At 69.0% G+C, this 15,009-nt stretch carries 12 protein-coding genes, 1 tRNA gene and 2 pseudogenes; 8 read left to right on the forward strand and 7 right to left on the reverse strand.

Annotated elements, in window-relative coordinates; genetic code table 11:
- Positions 1-125 precede the first annotated feature (125 nt).
- Both AB0E88_RS27050 and AB0E88_RS27055 read left to right on the forward strand, forming a co-directional pair.
- Complete coding sequence (locus AB0E88_RS27050; protein ID WP_361635505.1) at positions 126-485, forward strand: hypothetical protein; 360 nt, start codon at positions 126-128, stop codon at positions 483-485.
- A gap of 47 nt (positions 486-532) precedes the next feature.
- A complete protein-coding gene (locus AB0E88_RS27055; protein ID WP_361635508.1) occupies positions 533-1,327 on the forward strand; it encodes a transposase in 795 nt (264 codons plus the stop codon).
- 618 nt (positions 1,328-1,945) lie between these two features.
- Here AB0E88_RS27055 and AB0E88_RS27060 read toward each other — a convergent pair.
- A complete protein-coding gene (locus AB0E88_RS27060; protein ID WP_361635511.1) occupies positions 1,946-2,857 on the reverse strand; it encodes a helix-turn-helix transcriptional regulator in 912 nt (303 codons plus the stop codon).
- A gap of 222 nt (positions 2,858-3,079) precedes the next feature.
- Here AB0E88_RS27060 and AB0E88_RS27065 point away from each other — a divergent pair, with 222 nt between their 5' ends.
- From AB0E88_RS27065 to AB0E88_RS27075, 3 genes and pseudogenes are all read left to right on the forward strand, one after another.
- Positions 3,080-3,400, forward strand: coding sequence for a carboxymuconolactone decarboxylase family protein (locus tag AB0E88_RS27065; RefSeq protein WP_361635513.1), 321 nt, complete (start codon positions 3,080-3,082; stop codon positions 3,398-3,400).
- Positions 3,401-3,470: 70 nt separating this feature from the next.
- Positions 3,471-3,905 carry a cupin domain-containing protein gene (locus AB0E88_RS27070; protein ID WP_361635516.1) on the forward strand — a complete coding sequence of 145 codons (435 nt, stop codon included), beginning with the start codon at positions 3,471-3,473 and terminating at the stop codon, positions 3,903-3,905.
- A pseudogene (locus tag AB0E88_RS27075) lies at positions 3,902-4,240 on the forward strand (aldo/keto reductase); the annotation flags it as partial. The gene AB0E88_RS27070 and the pseudogene AB0E88_RS27075, both read left to right, overlap by 4 nt.
- Before the next feature lie 130 nt (positions 4,241-4,370).
- Here AB0E88_RS27075 and AB0E88_RS27080 read toward each other — a convergent pair.
- Entirely contained in the window at positions 4,371-4,553 is a 183-nt protein-coding gene (locus tag AB0E88_RS27080; protein ID WP_361635541.1) for a DUF6233 domain-containing protein, read from the reverse strand.
- A 191-nt stretch (positions 4,554-4,744) separates the two neighbouring features.
- Here AB0E88_RS27080 and AB0E88_RS27085 point away from each other — a divergent pair, with 191 nt between their 5' ends.
- The gene (locus tag AB0E88_RS27085) at positions 4,745-4,909 is read left to right on the forward strand and encodes a hypothetical protein (protein ID WP_361635544.1); all 165 of its coding nucleotides are present in this window, start codon (positions 4,745-4,747) and stop codon (positions 4,907-4,909) included.
- A gap of 49 nt (positions 4,910-4,958) precedes the next feature.
- On the opposite strand, the pseudogene AB0E88_RS27090 reads toward AB0E88_RS27085, so the two are convergent.
- Positions 4,959-5,147: pseudogene (locus AB0E88_RS27090) on the reverse strand (transposase); the annotation flags it as partial.
- Positions 5,148-5,416: 269 nt separating this feature from the next.
- Between AB0E88_RS27090 and AB0E88_RS27095 the strand changes: the two are divergent.
- Positions 5,417-6,970, forward strand: a complete 1,554-nt coding sequence (locus tag AB0E88_RS27095; RefSeq protein WP_361635518.1) for an HD domain-containing phosphohydrolase — start codon at positions 5,417-5,419, stop codon at positions 6,968-6,970.
- 116 nt (positions 6,971-7,086) lie between these two features.
- On the forward strand, positions 7,087-7,767 hold the full coding sequence (locus tag AB0E88_RS27100; protein WP_361635521.1) for a class I SAM-dependent methyltransferase: 681 nt from the start codon (positions 7,087-7,089) through the stop codon (positions 7,765-7,767).
- A gap of 692 nt (positions 7,768-8,459) precedes the next feature.
- Here the strand turns inward: AB0E88_RS27100 and AB0E88_RS27105 are convergent.
- The 4 genes from AB0E88_RS27105 to AB0E88_RS27120 all read right to left on the reverse strand — a co-directional run bounded on the left by AB0E88_RS27105 (position 8,460) and on the right by AB0E88_RS27120 (position 14,810).
- A complete protein-coding gene (locus AB0E88_RS27105) occupies positions 8,460-9,086 on the reverse strand; it encodes a hypothetical protein (RefSeq protein WP_361635524.1) in 627 nt (208 codons plus the stop codon).
- Positions 9,087-9,960: 874 nt separating this feature from the next.
- Positions 9,961-10,638 (reverse strand): hypothetical protein, encoded by a 678-nt coding sequence (locus tag AB0E88_RS27110; RefSeq protein WP_361635527.1) that lies wholly within the window; start codon positions 10,636-10,638, stop codon positions 9,961-9,963.
- A gap of 1,466 nt (positions 10,639-12,104) precedes the next feature.
- Positions 12,105-12,179: transfer RNA gene (locus AB0E88_RS27115), tRNA-Leu, on the reverse strand.
- Between the two features lie 45 nt (positions 12,180-12,224).
- Positions 12,225-14,810, reverse strand: a complete 2,586-nt coding sequence (locus AB0E88_RS27120) for a Helicase associated domain protein (RefSeq protein WP_361635530.1) — start codon at positions 14,808-14,810, stop codon at positions 12,225-12,227.
- Positions 14,811-15,009 lie beyond the last annotated feature (199 nt).

A 15,009-nucleotide genomic window follows, 5' to 3' on the forward strand; every position in this document is an offset into this window, starting at 1 on the left:
CGACTGGACAAATGTTGTCCCGTAACTGCTGGTCAGGGTGCGGAAACTGCGTGGCTGATGGGTCGCGCTGCCGGTATCGTCCGCTCTCCCGCCCCGCCGCACCAGCGGCCTACGTTCAGAGAGCGATGCAGATGACCAGCCGGCAAAGAACGACGACCCTGTGGCGCCCCACCGGCCCCAAGGAGCTGGATCTGGTGCGGGAGCTGAACTGGCGTGCCTGGCCGCCCCGGCTGCCCGAGCAGCCGATCTTCTACCCGGTCCTCAACGAGGACTACGCGGTCAGGATCGCGCGGGACTGGAACGTGAAGCACGATGGCGCCGGCTTCGTCACTCGCTTTGAGGTCGAGTCGGAGTTCTTGAGCCGGTATCCCATCCAGCAGGCCGGTGGGCAGACGGTCCTCGAGCTCTGGGTTCCGGCCGAGGAACTGGACGACTTCAACGCCCACATCGTCGGCGAAATCCAGGTGGTCCACGAGTTCCGCTGAGGTGAGGAGGCCTGCTTGCGGGCACGCTGCGGTGCGATCATCCCGGCGTGGCTGGTGATATCACGGTGTCGGAGCCGTCCTGGACAGCCCCGTTCACCGGGCTGAGTCCGCGTGCCTTCGTGAAGCTGGTGACCAAGCTGCGGCGCGGAGCTGCGGACGCGGTCGGCAACGGTCTGCCATGGGGCCTGCCCCTGATGGACCGGGCACTGCTGGTCGAGGCGTACCGGCGCACAAACCTGACGATGCGCCAGCATCATCGACCGCCTCGGTCCGTGCTCGCTCTCCAGCCCCGCAAGCGGTTCGCCAAGGACGCCGTGCTCATCGTGGGTGGCACCCTGGTGCCTACTCGCGATCACAGCATCGCCGAGCAGTCGAAGAACTACTGGTACTCCACCAACCACCAGGTCGTCATGGACGCCGACCCCCGACTCGTCGTCGTGGTCGGCCAACCGCTGCGCGGGAACCGCAACGACTGCAAGGCGTGGGAGGAATCCGGCGCCATAGCCGCCGTCGGCAGGACACTCACGATCGCCGACGGCGGCTATCCGGGCACGGGACTCGTCATGCCCCATCGTCGGCGCGAGAGCGAAGACCTGCCCGACTGGAAGAAGGCGCACAACAAGTCCCACAAACAGGTCCGCGCCCGTGTCGAGCACGTCTTCGCCCGGATGAAGGCCTGGAAGATCCTCCGAGACTGCCGCCTCAAAGGCGACGGGGTCCACCACGCCATGCTCGGCATCGCCCGCATGCACAACCTCGCCCTCGCCGGACAGGCGAGCAGACCGCATCTCGACCGACCCCACTCCCGGCGACTCAAAGATCATTTACGGGACAGCCTTTAGGCGTCGTAGATGTTGAAGCGGGCGGGCTCGGCGTCCCCGACGAGGCGCCGACGGTTGACGTCGGTGATCGTCAGCGCCTTCTCCAGGTTGTCGGACCAGATCTCGTCGCAGTCGTCCCTGTCGACGAAGGTGAACTTCTCCGACTTCTAGGTACCGATCCTCCAGTAGTCGCTGGGGGGCTGAATCCAGCCGCCAGCGCGTGGGAGGCGAGTGCCCGCCTGAGCTGTCTGTTCTCCTCACGCACCCGCTCCAGCACCGCCTCGAGCTCACCTGCTGGCGTAGGGGAGAGTTCGGGATGGCGATCACTGTGGTGGCAGGGAGAAGGGAAACTTCCACAGGCCTGTCCCGGTCGTCGGACGGCAACCATCTGCCTCACGAGACCGGGTGCGCGTCTGGACGGCGTGGGGCGGAACGCGGGGTGGACGTCGCGCACCACCACATCGACCCCCCCCAATCCTGCCCGCCTCCAGGACGGCCTCAGCACCCCTATAAGCGCTCCTTAGACAAGGGCCCAGCCGGCTGTACCTCTCTTCACGAGTTTGGACTGCGCTCGACCTGCTGCGCGAATTCCGACCGCTCATGGTTGCGGGCAGCATGGGCCCTGCCGGTTTGGTGTGATCACTGCCGGTGGGAAGTGGCGTCAGTTGAGGGCATGGCGGGGAGTCCGTCTGCGCCTGACAGGTGCTCGGTTGCTGCCCAGGTGGCCAGGAGTTGCAGGGCGTCGTGGTCGGGGGTTCCGGGGGCGGCGGTGTAGGCGGTGAGGGTCAGGCCGGGCTGGGCCGGTAGTTCCATGGCGTCGAAGTCGAGGGTGAGGGTGCCGACGGCCGGGTGGTGGAAGGCCTTGCGGCCGGTGTGGTGCAGGCGCACGTTGTGCTTGGCCCAGGCGGTGCGGAACTCCTCGTTGCGGGTGACGAGCTCGCCGATCAGGCCGGTGAGTTCGGTGTCGTGCGGGGCGCGTCCGGCTTCGGTCCGCAGGAGGGCGACGGTGGTGTTGACACTGATTTCCCAGTCGGGGAAGAAGTCGCGGCCGGCGGCGGTGAGGAACTGGGCGCGGGCGATGTTGGTGGTTTTCGCGGCGGGGTCGGGGAACAGCGGGGCGTAGAGGGCGCGGCCGAGGGTGTTGGTCGCGAGGATGTCGAGTCGGCCGTTGCGGATGAAGGCCGGGGAGTCGGTCATGGATGCCAGGACGCGCAGGACGCTGTCCGGGAGGGCGCCGACGGGGCGGCGGGTGCGGCGGGTGGGGCGTTTGGCTGCGGCACGGGCGAGGTCGAACAGGTGGGCGCGTTCGGCGTCGTCGAGCTGGAGGGCGTTCGCGACGGCGTCGAGGACCTCTTCGGACGCGCCGGCCAGGTGACCGCGCTCCAGGCGGACGTAGTAGTCGACGCTGACGCCGGCGAGCAGGGCGACCTCCTCACGGCGCAGGCCGGGCACGCGCCGGTTGCCGCCATAGGCAGGCAGTCCTGCCTGCTGCGGGGTGATCTTGGCGCGACGGGAGGCCAGGAACTCGCGGATGTCGCTCTCGGTGCTCATGCCTTCCACGCTAAGCCGGACGGCGCAGACGTGGGGGGCCCTGCCAGTACCTGTAACAGCAGACCCTTCTCCGCCATGGTGACCTGCGGTTTCCTCGATGGCAGAGGCCGCAGGCGCCGCCCGGACCCGGCCGGCATGGGCCGCGGCGGGTGCCGCGGACCCCGCACCGTCACACCGTGGACCTACCCGGCCCACGCCGCCCGATCAAGGAGTCACCCCGTCATGCCGAAGCAGTCCGCACCCCAGGACTTGGCCCCCATCGCGCCCAAGCTGGTCGAGGTCACCAACGAGGTGCTCTTCGGTGACGTCTGGGAGCGCCCCGGGCTCTCCCCACGGGATCGGAGCCTGGTCACGGTCAGCGTGCTGGCTGCCCTGTACCGGAGCGAGCAGCTCGGCTACCACCTGGGCGTCGCTCTGGACAACGGGCTGAGCGCGGAGGAGCTGTCCGAGGCGATCACGCATCTGGCGTTCTACGCCGGCTGGCCCAACGCGATGACCGCGATCACGCAGCTGAAGAAGATCGCCGACGAGCGCTCCGCCTGACCCTGGGGGCGCGAGCGAGGCAACGACACCCCGCACGGCTGGCGTGTTGGGCCGAAAAGGAGAGAACACGATGTCCGCCAACGGATTCGATCAGATCTTCCCCCTCGGGGAGAAGAACGACGCCTTCGCGCAGTACTTCATCGGCCAGAGCTACCTGGCTCCGCTCGCCTCGGGGAGCGTTCCCGTCAGCAACGTCACCTTCGAGCCAGGCTGCCGCAACAACTTGCACATCCACCACGGTGCGGGCGGGGGCGGCGACCAGATCCTGCTGTGCACGGCGGGCAGCGGCTGGTACCAGGCCGAGGGCGAGGCCCCCATCAGCATGGAGCCGGGAACGGTGGTCCGCGTCCCGGCGGGCACCAAGCACTGGCACGGGGCGAAGGCCCACTCGTGGTTCTCCCACCTCGCCTTCATCACGCCGGGCGAGAACGTCAGCAACGAATGGCTCGAGCCGGTCACCGACGAGGTGTACGGCGCGCTGCCGAAGAACGGAGCGAACGCATGAGCTCCCTGAACGAGACCTACACCCTGGCCAACGGCATCGAAATCCCCAAGCTAGGGCTCGGTACCTGGTTCATCGACGACGACAAGGCGGCCGACGCGGTCCGCGCAGCCGTTCAGATCGTCGACACTGCCCAGGCATACGGCAACGCGCGCGGCGTCGGCGAGGGCGTGCGCACCTCGGGAGTGCCCCTTGAGGAGCTGTTCGTCTCGACGAAGCTCGCTGCGGAGATCAAGGACTACGACCAGGCGGTGGCCGCAATCGACGGCTCCCTGGAGAAGCTGGGCCTGGACCGCGTCGATCTGATGCTGATCCACACCCCGCAGTCGTGGGACGACTAGGGAGCGCGGGCGTGGCGTCACCCGGTCCGGCTTGTACGACTGCGCCAGGACAAGGTGCCCGGGGATGTGCCGGCCTTCGGCGAGGGCGCGGCGCCCTCGGCGTGAGGGGTGTCGGTGTCCTCAGCAGTCAGTCGAGGACACCGAGGGCGGTGTCGGGACGGCAGCGCGCGCACGCCGGGACCTGCCGGCGCAGCGCTTCCAGGGCCTGGGCGCGTGTGACCGGGTGGCACCGGTCGCTCTTCGCGGCCGCCCAGCAGTCGCCGGGATGCACCCAGTCGACGTTCTTCCGGTTCAGGCCGTACTGGATCAGCCAGTCCGGATCCGGGGGCCGGGCGGCTGAGGCGTTTCGTCTGGATCACCGGCCGTTCGGATCATCGGGCAGATCAGATGTCGCGTTCGGCTCGCGCCGGAACTGCGTTCCAGACTGGATTGGGCGTGAAGGTGCTCCGGGCCTCCCCGGGAGAAGCCACCGCCGCAGCCACCCGGAGCGAGCACGGTCACATGCAGGACACGCTCGTCGCGCCGTCGCTCGGCACCACCGCCCCGGTCCCGAACCGGGCGTCGTCCCCCACGAGCACCCTGATGGCCCTCGCGACGTCATCCGCCTCCGCGACGCGCCCGAGCGGCGCCCGCTCCGCCGGCTGCCGGACCGACAATCTCGCCTGACCTGCGGAGTGGCGTAAGAGTGGTGTAGATACGCCGGTCGACGAGGGCGCAGCCGGCTGGCGGCAGCTCGGGCGTGGAAGGCTCCGACCTGGCACTCCTCCGTCCGGCCGGAGGCTCCGGAGTGCTGCCGCTGGCCCCCGGCCGAGCGAGTCCCCTTCTTCAGGCAGCCGGTGTCACCCACGACCAGTACTACCTCCGGGTCACCGAGGTGCTCGACCAGGTACTCGCGCACGTCGTCCCACGTAACGCTCGTGCATTGCCCGCAGCTCACTGGCTAACGCTTGGCTCCATTGCGTACTGCCATCTGGGCAAGGGATGAGCAGGATCGGATCAGCGAACCGGGAGCCCATCCCGACGTAGGTCCCGATGGTCGTCGATCCCTCCCCTGGGGAGCGGAAGACTGCCGAGTTCAAGGCCGTCCGAGTTGCACGATCAAGCCGCTGCGGGGTGATGGGGAAGACCTCACAGCTCGAGATCAGCGGCGCGCGGAGGCGTAGCGTGGTGACCATGGCGAGCCGCGCGCAGAGCGATGCGGGGGTGCGTCTGGCGGAGCTGGTGGCCGCGCTCTCCCTGGGCGTGGACCTGGGCTTCGGCCAGCCCATGGAGCACGTGCTGCGGCAGTGCCTGATCGCGTTGCGGCTGACCGAGCGGCTGGGCCTGGACGACGACGCCCGGATGGTCGTCTACTACACCGCGCTGCTGGTCAACGTCGGCTGTCACTCGGACGCGCACGAGCAGGCGAAGTGGTTCGGCGACGACATCGCGCTGAAGTCCGGCAAGTACGCCTACGAGCAGCGCAGCCTGGCGGGCGCGGCGGCGGCGCTGCGGTTGATCGGGTCGGGCAATCCGCCGCTGCACCGGTTCAGGGTCGGCCTGGAATTCACCCTGGGCGGGTTCCGCGAGCTGAACGGGATGATCAACACGCACTCGGCCCTGGCGCGCGAGCTCGCCCGGCGGCTCGGTCTCCCGGATGCCGTGCAGGAGGCGGTGGCCGGCTCGTACGAGCAGTGGGACGGGCGTGGCTGGCCGGGAGAGCTCAAGGGCGAGGCCGTGCCGCTGCCCTCTCGACTCGCGCAGCTGTCCGAGTACGTCGAGGTGGCGCACCGGGTCGGCGGGACCGGCGCGGCCACGGCGCTGGCCAGGCGTCGGGCGGGGACGCAGTTCGATCCCCACCTCGTGGTCGAGTTCTGCCGCGAGCCCGAGGGGATCGTGGGCGGACTGGACACGGCCCGCACCTGGGAGGCGGTGATCGGGGCCGAGCCCGCGCTCGGCGTCCGGCTCGGCGAGGAGGAGTTCGACGCGGCGCTCCTGGCGGTCGCCGACTTCGTGGATCTGAAGTCCCCCTACACGCTGGGCCACGGCCGCGCCGTGGCGGTGCTGGCCGAGGCGGCGGCGCTCGGGCTGCGGATGGATCCGGCCGAGGTGACCACGCTGCGCCGGGCCGGCCTGGTGCACGGTCTCGGCCGCCTCGGCGTCTCCAACGCGATCTGGGACAAGCCGGGACCGCTGGGCGCGGGGGAGTGGGAACGGGTGCGGCTGCAGCCCTATCTGACGGAACGGATGCTCCGGCAGTCCCCGGCGCTCGCGCCCCTGGGCGCGGTCGCCGTGCAGTACCGCGAACGGCTGGACGGCTCCGGCTATCCTCGCGGCCTCGCGGGCGGCGCGATCTCCTGGCCGAGCCGGATCCTGGGCGTCGCGGACGCGTACCAGTCGATGATCGAGCCGCGCCCGCACCGGGCGGCGCTCTCGGCGGCGGCGGCCGCCGCCCAGCTGCACGCCGATGTCGCCGCCGGGCGCCTGGACGGCGAAGCGGTCGCCGCGGTCCTCGCGGCCGCGGGGCACCGCAAGGCGCGGCGCGGCGCGGGGCCCGCGGGCCTGACCGCCCGCGAGATCGACGTACTGCGGCTGCTGGCCCGCGGCTGCTCCAGCAAGGAGATCGCGGCACGGCTGGTGATCTCGCCCAAGACCGCACGCAACCACATCGAGCACATCTACGCCAAGATCGGGACCTCGACCCGCGCCTCGGCCTGCCTCTTCGCGGTGCAGAACGGCCTGCTCTGAGAATGACGGCTCGCACCGGGAGCAACGGCGCCGAAGATGAGGCATCCGCCCCATGTGCCGGGCACTGCATGGACCTAGCGTCGAGTCAGAACGTCGGACCGTGAATCGAGGCAGTCATGGGCATCAGAAGCACACTGTTCGCGGTGACCTACGACCGGATGATGGCCAAGACCGAGCGGCAGGGCCTTCACGACCTGCGTCGGCGGTTGATCGCCGAGGCCGACGGCCGGGTGCTGGAGATCGGCGGCGGCACCGGGGCCAACCTCGCGCTCTACGGCAAGCGCGTCGAGTCGCTGACGGTCACCGAGCCCGAGCCGGCCATGGTGCGCCGGCTGGAACGGCACGTCGAGGAGCGGGCTCCCCGCACCACGGTGCTGCGGGCGCCCGCCGAGGACCTGCCCTTCGAGGACGACAGCTTCGACGTCGTCGTGTCGACGCTGGTGCTGTGCGGGGTGAGCGACCAGCAGCGGGCCCTGCGACAGCTTCGCCGGGTGCTGCGCCCCGGCGGGCGGCTGCTCTTCCTGGAGCACATGCGCGCGGACGACCCGAAGACGGCGCGTCACCAGGACCGGATGAACTGGCTGAACCGGCTGCTGGTCTGCTGCGAGTGCAACCGTCCGACGCTCGACTCGATCCGGGCGGCTGGATTCGTCGTCGACCACGTCGAGCGGGAGGTCTTCCCCACGGCTCCGTCCTTCATCGGCCCGGCCGTGCTGGGCAGCGCCAGGGTCCCGGCCGCGACCCCGCCCGGTCCCGGCGCGGCCGGCACCGTGCCGAAGACGACTGCGGCCGGTTGACGGATCGTGCGGCTTAGCGCGGACGCGTTTGCGGAGTAGGGGACCAACTGCCCTGTCCCGAAGGTTGAGTGTTCTTTTGCGGCTGACCTTCGGGGAGCCGGTGGGGATCCTGTTCAGGCGTACGGCGATCCGGCGTGGGACACGACCTGGCCTTCACGGCCCGCACGAGCGCCGACCTACTCGCTGCCGAAGCGCCGCGCAGTCATGTCGGGCTGTGCCCGTCGCCGGCCCAGGCTTCAGGGCACGGCCCGTGGCCCGATGTCCAGAAGCCGGCCTTGACCAAGATCCACTTCTGGAGCTGCGGGCCGTCACCGGTCTCCCGGTCCGCGAAAGCGAAGCTCACGCGAACATTCTCAAGAGGTGTCAGCTCAAAATCACACTGACCGAAGTCCAACCCCCTGACCTCCCAGCGGCAGCCCCTGCCCTGCATGGCGGAGGCGAGCGCCGACTCGGTGATGTGCGAGCCGAAGCTGCGCTCCTGGCCGTCTCGAGGCGGACGACCACCGGGGTTCGATGAGGAGCGGTACAAGTAGCGCAACACCGTGGAGAGGGCCATCAACAAGCTGAAGAACTCCCGCGCCGTCGCAACCCGTTAGGACAAGCGCGGGTACGTCTTCCTCGGCACGGTCACCGCGGCCACCCTTGTTATCTGCCTCCGCGCATGATCAGTCAGCCCGTCCGGGATCTCGTCGTCAGCGACCCGGAAGGCCCCTCGCACGGCTGGCGAGCCAGACGGCGGCACGCTGCTTTTCCTCGCGGTTTGCATAGGGGCTGTCGTAACGCGTGATCCATTCCAGGTGTCGCAGGACGTTCTCCGAGCGGTCCGGGTGACGCACCACGAGGACGTTGATGCCGATCTCGCCCGTCGAGGCGCAGACGTACACGCTGCCGTCCAGAGCCATCATGCCGAAGCCCGGGTGGCCCGAGTGCACGCCCAGGAACGCCGATGCCGCGCCTCGGCCCATGATGTCCCAGCGATCCAGCAGCCGGACGCGGGTCCAGAGTGCCGGTGCATGGCTGCCGCTGTGCATTTGCTGCAGGGCGGCCCGGTGCGAACGGGTGCCCTGCGGAAGCTGCACGAGGAGCTCGCGCCGGTGGTCAAAAAGGCCCGAGGAGACCGCAAGGTCGTACCAGTCCGCATTGAGGCGCTCAACCAGCCGCGAGGTGTCGTATCGGTGCGAGAAGCCTCCGGCCACGTCCTCCGCACCGTATCCGCGGACGAACGGCATCGTGCCCGGTGGCACAGCGTTGGGGATCACCTCGAGGCCAGCCCGTCGCAGAGGCCGGCATACCTTGCGGCCACGTTCCTGAATACCCATCGACCCATGTTCTATCAGGGCCAACAGCCCCGGGCCCGCCGTTTTCCTCCACCTCCACGTGATCATGATCGGCCGGACAGCGGCTAGTCATCTGACGGCCTGACCGGTACCCGATAACTTCTGCGGTCGGCGGCGGTATGACCTGCCAGGACTGGGGCTGTGGCCGCAGACCGAGCAGTGCCCCGGATCGGCTTGGGTCCGGGGCACTGCTGTGTCTGCTGCTCGAGGTGCTGCTGTCGGTGATCCGGGTGCCGGACAGCGATGAGGGGATTGAATTGAGAACGACGGGAACACAGACTCCATGACGAACTCCGATGATGAAGCGCAGACATCCCACGCACCGGGATCCCAGCCGAGCGTCCGCCCGGGTTCCGACGAAGCGCAGACGATCACGGCGCCGACACCGCCCGTCGCGTGGAGCAGTGGCGCTTCGGACCAAGCCGACCTGGCCGCTGAAGAGGAGGAGTCGGAACGCCCCCGCACTCGCGAAGAATCGAAGACTACGCCCCAGAGCGATTGAGCCCTATCCAGGGTCCCTGGGAACGGCGTCTGTTGGGGCGGGGTCAGCGTGCCCGCGTGGATGGCCCCGGCAAGGTAGTCGAGCGGGGCGTCGAGCAGCCGTGCTCCCCGCGTCCGCGGGGATGAACCCCGGGAACTCCGCGAACGCGCGGAGCGGATGGCCGACGTGATGGAGCAGCGCGGCATCACGTCGGCCGCGCGGGTCACCTTGATGGCGTGCGCGGTGCTGGCGGCGTTGTCCCGAGCCGGCAGTCCTGAGGTCCGAGCCCGGACACCTGCCGCACAGCAGCCCGTTGCCTACGTGCTCACCGCCGTGGGTGGTGAGCACACAGTGGATCAGGCGGTGTTTGGGCTGTTACGCCAGCCTCTGCCCTTGGTTGACGTTCATTCCTTGAAGCTGAGCGTGAGTGGTTTTGATGCCGCTGGACGACACGGTGCCCAAGCGGATGGGGGCCTGCAACTGGAACAAGGCTCCTCCCGTAGGCGACCCGTCGGGGTTCATCCCCTGGGCCGGTGGCGGGTACTGGGGGAGGTTCGACGCCACCCACTTCGCCGGTTCGAGGGTCTCGTACGTGAACGGGCCCGGGGCGTCCCCGTTCCGTTCGAAAGTGGCTTTGAACGATTCGAGCCACGTCTCGGTGAGCCCGTCAGCGCTGCTGGAGAGGATGCTTGCGGGAGTGACATCGTCGTCCGGCAGATGAAGGGTGATCTTCCCGTAGAGCGGGTGGTGGGCCTCCATCGTGAAGTCGAGCGTCTGTAGGCGTACGAAGTTCTGGCCGCCGATCAGAACCTTCTGGACGACGGAACCGATGAAGTTGAGTGTGGGCAGCGGCGGCGGGAGGTGCACGGCGAGCGTGGTGCCGAAGGCGTTCAGGCTGAGGTTGATGGTCTGCCCGATTTCGGGAAGAAGGGCGGCCCGGGCGGCGGCCTGAGGAGCGGCGATGGCACGGCCGGTCTGGCTCAGGAGCAGTGCGCCGCCGGCGGCGGCCACGGCCTTGCCGAGCAGATTGCGGCGGCTGGGGAGGGACGTCATGCCAAGATTGTGGATCTCCACGCCTGCGTCGGAACGACTATGAGGAGCCATGTCCCCCCTAGAGGTGAATTCGGGTCCTCCGGTACCGCAGGGCTTCGCCGAAGCCGACGTGCGCTCTGGGGGGACGCGGGGGCACCCATCAGGGCGACCGCAACGTTTCCGCGGAGATCACGGACCGATCAATGATCACTGAACCGACCCGGCCACCGGACCGCTACGCCGACCACCCTGGCTTTGCCCACGGGAACGGACAGCAGACGTTCACCACCTGGGGAGGCGCGTGCGCGGCCCTGCCAATCGAACTCCGCGGCTGCGGGAACCAGAGCACCATGGCCCTGCGCGGGCCCGGAGGCCGACGCCGGCAGCAGGATGATCCAGCGGACAGGGCCCGCGCTATGGGCCTGTGCCACCGCACGATCTTGAGGAGTCCACGCAACCGCCGTGATCACGCGGTGGCCGTACCCGTTTCCAACCGGGTCCGCGATAAGACCGCGAAGTCAGAATGGAGTACTCCTAGTCGACTTCCTCAACTGACGGCCCGTCTTCTCCCCTCGCGGAAGACGGTGGCTCGATGTGATCCTCGTTTTCGACTTCGGGTCCCTGCTGGGGACCCTGCTGCTCTCTCGGCTCTTCCCGGCCAGTCTGATCTTTCGTCATGGTCGCTGCCTCCTTTGATGTCAGAGGAGTGCTGGCCCCTGCCAGCACGCGTAGCGGGGACCCTAGGGCATACCGTCCCGGAAGGGTCCTTGCGCCAGCCCGGCATCATTCCAACAGCGGTCGAGACAGTCAGGAATTCCCTCGCTCGCCGTAGTCGATCGCGGCCCGCTTCGGCACGACCCTGCACAGAAGAAGCCGGAGCGCCGCATCGTGGCCAACATCATCGCCATCTACGCATTGGCGAACAACCGGCTCGCAGTAGCTCTCTGGCTCGGCGGCATCGGCATCCTTCTCATCCTGGGGTTCGGGGCTGCTCTCAGGTATCGCCCCAGGTAGCCTCCCTCTCCGCCGACTTCTCCGCGGTCCGAGGCCGGGTGACCCCGCACGGCTCTTAAGGGATCGTTCAGAGTCACTCAGGTCGAGTCCTGAACGTCGGTTCTGCTCCTCGCCTCGCCTGTGATGATCGCGGTGCGGGGCGAGGGGATCTTTCTGACAGGCAGTGAGCAGTGCTGGAGCCGCTGTTACCGATCGCGGTGCTGGGGCGGCCGTCGTTGGGCCGGCGGAGGCTAATCGATGGGATCCGGTGGCGGGTGCCGACCAGTAGCCACTCCTGCGTCCGCACCAGCTTGGCCGGGCCGCAATGCTGGGTAGTCACCTACGCGCCGAGGTCTTCGCCCTGTGCAATTACTCGCCCGTGGGGCTGGAGGAGTGTGCCGCCGGCCCTTACAGGGCGTGGGGGAGGTGGAAGGTGCCATGCCAGGCAGCCACACTCCATCCGAATCGGACCGCGGTGGCGGACGGAGAGAGGGGGCGGGGCGGTCGGATTCGAACCGACGTCCTCCGAGATGCTGTCGCGGCGCACTACCTCTGTGCTACGACCCCGCCTTGCTGATGATCATAGGACGAAACCGTGGCGGCCGGCACACCATTTACTTCCAGCGCATGTTGAGGGCGTCGAGTTCGGTGCGGCGTTCCGCGCTCAGTCGGTCTGCCCTGCGTCGGGTGTTGTCGATGAAGGCTCCGAGCTTGTATTCGACGCCGCCCACGCTCTCGGTGTGTTTGCGGGGGACGTTGAGGTGGCCTTCGCGGGTGTGGAACTGACGGGCCGCCGCGAGGTTGGCGGTCCAGCGTTGGTCCTGGCTGCGCCGCGCCGGTTGCGCCGCCTCGCCTTCGGACAGCGGCTCGATCCCGAGGACGCTCTCCAGTAGCCACTGCTGCGCGGGCCGCAGTTTGTCCCAGCCCGCCCGCTGGGCGCGCACCCACGCGCCCAGGTCCTCGCCCTGCACGATCACCTCACCCGCGGCCTGCGGGAGTGTCCCGCTGGCTTGCACGTGCGTGAGGGTGAGCCGGAAGCATCTCTGCCAGCCGATGTCCCATGCCGGGCACCACCCGGGGTCGATCTCGTCCAGTGCCTCGATACGCGTCTGTGACAGCTCGCCAGCAGCGCTCACGTCCTTCTCTCCGGCCGTGCGCCGTTCGGCGTTCTGGCGCGTCCTGCGGGCTGCGTCGCGCTGGTTCTTGGCCCACTTGCCGATCGGGTAGCCGTCGCCCCACACGGCCGTGGTGGGCGGCAGGAAATGCCCGTGGACGGCCGCGTAGTCGCGGGCGACGGCGAGGCCTTCCGCGAACGCGGTCTCCCACGCCGACCACACCATCCCCAGCGCCTCGAGCTCGACGACGCGCTCGAACTCCAGCGTCCCGGCCGTGTAGTACCGCCGCTGATCCGCCAGCCACCGCCCCAGCGGATGCCTGCCGGCCGCGCCCCACGACTCGGGGGTGACGTACGTGTACGGGACGCGCAGCTCGTCCGTACCGGTCTCCCGCAGCCACCGGGTAGCGGCCTCGATGCCGCGCCGCCAGTAGGCGCCCTCGGGGTCGATGACCCGCAGCCGCACGAACGCCGCCACAGCGGCAGGGTCACGCTCCTCGGCGAACCGCACCAGCCCCGCCGCACGCCCACTGACCCATGCCGCCCCCTTGACCCGTTCCCGCCCCAACCCCCGATCGTGCTGGCCCTCCTGCCAGCCCTCACCCTGCTCCTCACCCCGCCCGCGGCCCCCGGCCTGCTCCCGGTCCTCGTCCCGGCCCTCATCGTCGGGCTGCCCCTGGTCCTGACGGTTGTCCTCGGGCTGCGCCTGGCCGCTGCGCACGCGTGGGTCGGCGAGGGCCTCGATCGTCTCGGTGTCGTGGGCCCGCAGCGCGGTCAGCACCTTCGCCAGGGTCCCGTACGCCCCGGAGGTCAGCATTTCATCCGCGTCTTCATCCGGTCCGAGGAATACCGGCACGATCAACGTCGCCAGTTTCCCGTGCCCGGGGTGTATGCGCAGGGCGCGCCCGACCATCTGCACGATGTCGACCATGGACCCGCGTGCGTCCGCGAACAGCACCGCGTCACACTCGGCCGTATCAACGCCTTCCCCGAGCACCCGCACGGAACTCAGCACCCGCAACGCGGCCGGAACATCCTGTCCTTCAGCCGCATACGATCCCAGGAAATCGGAGGCGAATTCATCGAGCACCCTGCGCCGGTGCCCGGGCGCATGCTCGCCGTACAGCCAGTCCGCCCACACCCGCTCCGCAGGCGGAAACACCTCAGGCTCCTCCGCTGCCAGCCGTGCCGCCGTCTCACGCACGCCGGCCGCCATCGCCTCCGCCTCACCCACCCGCGAGTGAAACGACAACACCCGCCGCACCCGCTCCTCCACCGCCGCACGCATCAACCCCGCCTGAATCGCCGCCAGCCGCGCCCCACGCACCGCATCCGACACCGCGTCACCCTCACTCATCAGCGCCCACACGTCCGGGTCGCGGATGTCCAGGCACAGCACCTGATAGGGCGCGACGATCCCCAGCCGGATGGCATCGGACAGCTTCAGCTTGTAGGCGACCGGCCCGAACACGGGGGAGTCCTCGTCCATGCTGGCCACCAGCCGCGACGCACCCCCGCCGTCGGCTTCCCACACCCGCGCCGTCGCCGTCATGTACAACCGCCGCACCGCAGGAATCTGCGCCTGGTCATGCACAGCCGCCCAGGGCTTCCCCGCATCCCCACTCGTACGGTGCGCCTCATCAACGACCATGAGGTCCCACACCGGCAGACCGCCGGTATGCGCCCGCTGGAGAAGGCCCAGCCCCACCGAGGCATACGTCGCGAACACCGTCACGACGTCCAGATCCCGTGTCCACTCGACCAGTTCGTCGGGATCGGTGGTGCACGCCACCCCGTGACTCTCCTCAGCACGCAATGAGCACACACCGACCATCGCTCCCCGACGGCCCGCCCGCCGCCACGCGCCGGCCATCTGCGTCAGCAGGTCCAGCGTCGGCACCAGGACCAGCACCCGGCGGGCAGACAGCCGGCGCGCCGACGCCGCACCGATCAGCGTCTTCCCCGAGCCCGTGGCCGCGATCACCTGCGCCCGCAGCCCCTCAGGCGGCATGTGCCCGCCGGGCGGCGTGCCGAGAACCCTCAACACGCCGTCCACTGCCTCAACCTGATGCGGACGCAATTCCATGACACTCATTCCCACTGCTCACTTTCCAGGCACACCACCGGAAAAACCGCACCGGCTACGAATGCCGGGATCTTCCCCGGCAAGGCTGGAGCCGGGGGAGGGATACCCAGTCATTATCCCAGAACTAAGCACCATCCGAAAATGACGCACCAAGCTGCCATCCCATCGGCACGTGCGAGTCAAAGGAGCGACCAGCCGA

Source organism: Streptomyces sp. NPDC028635, assembly GCF_040637635.1.
Lineage (GTDB): Bacteria > Actinomycetota > Actinomycetes > Streptomycetales > Streptomycetaceae > Streptomyces.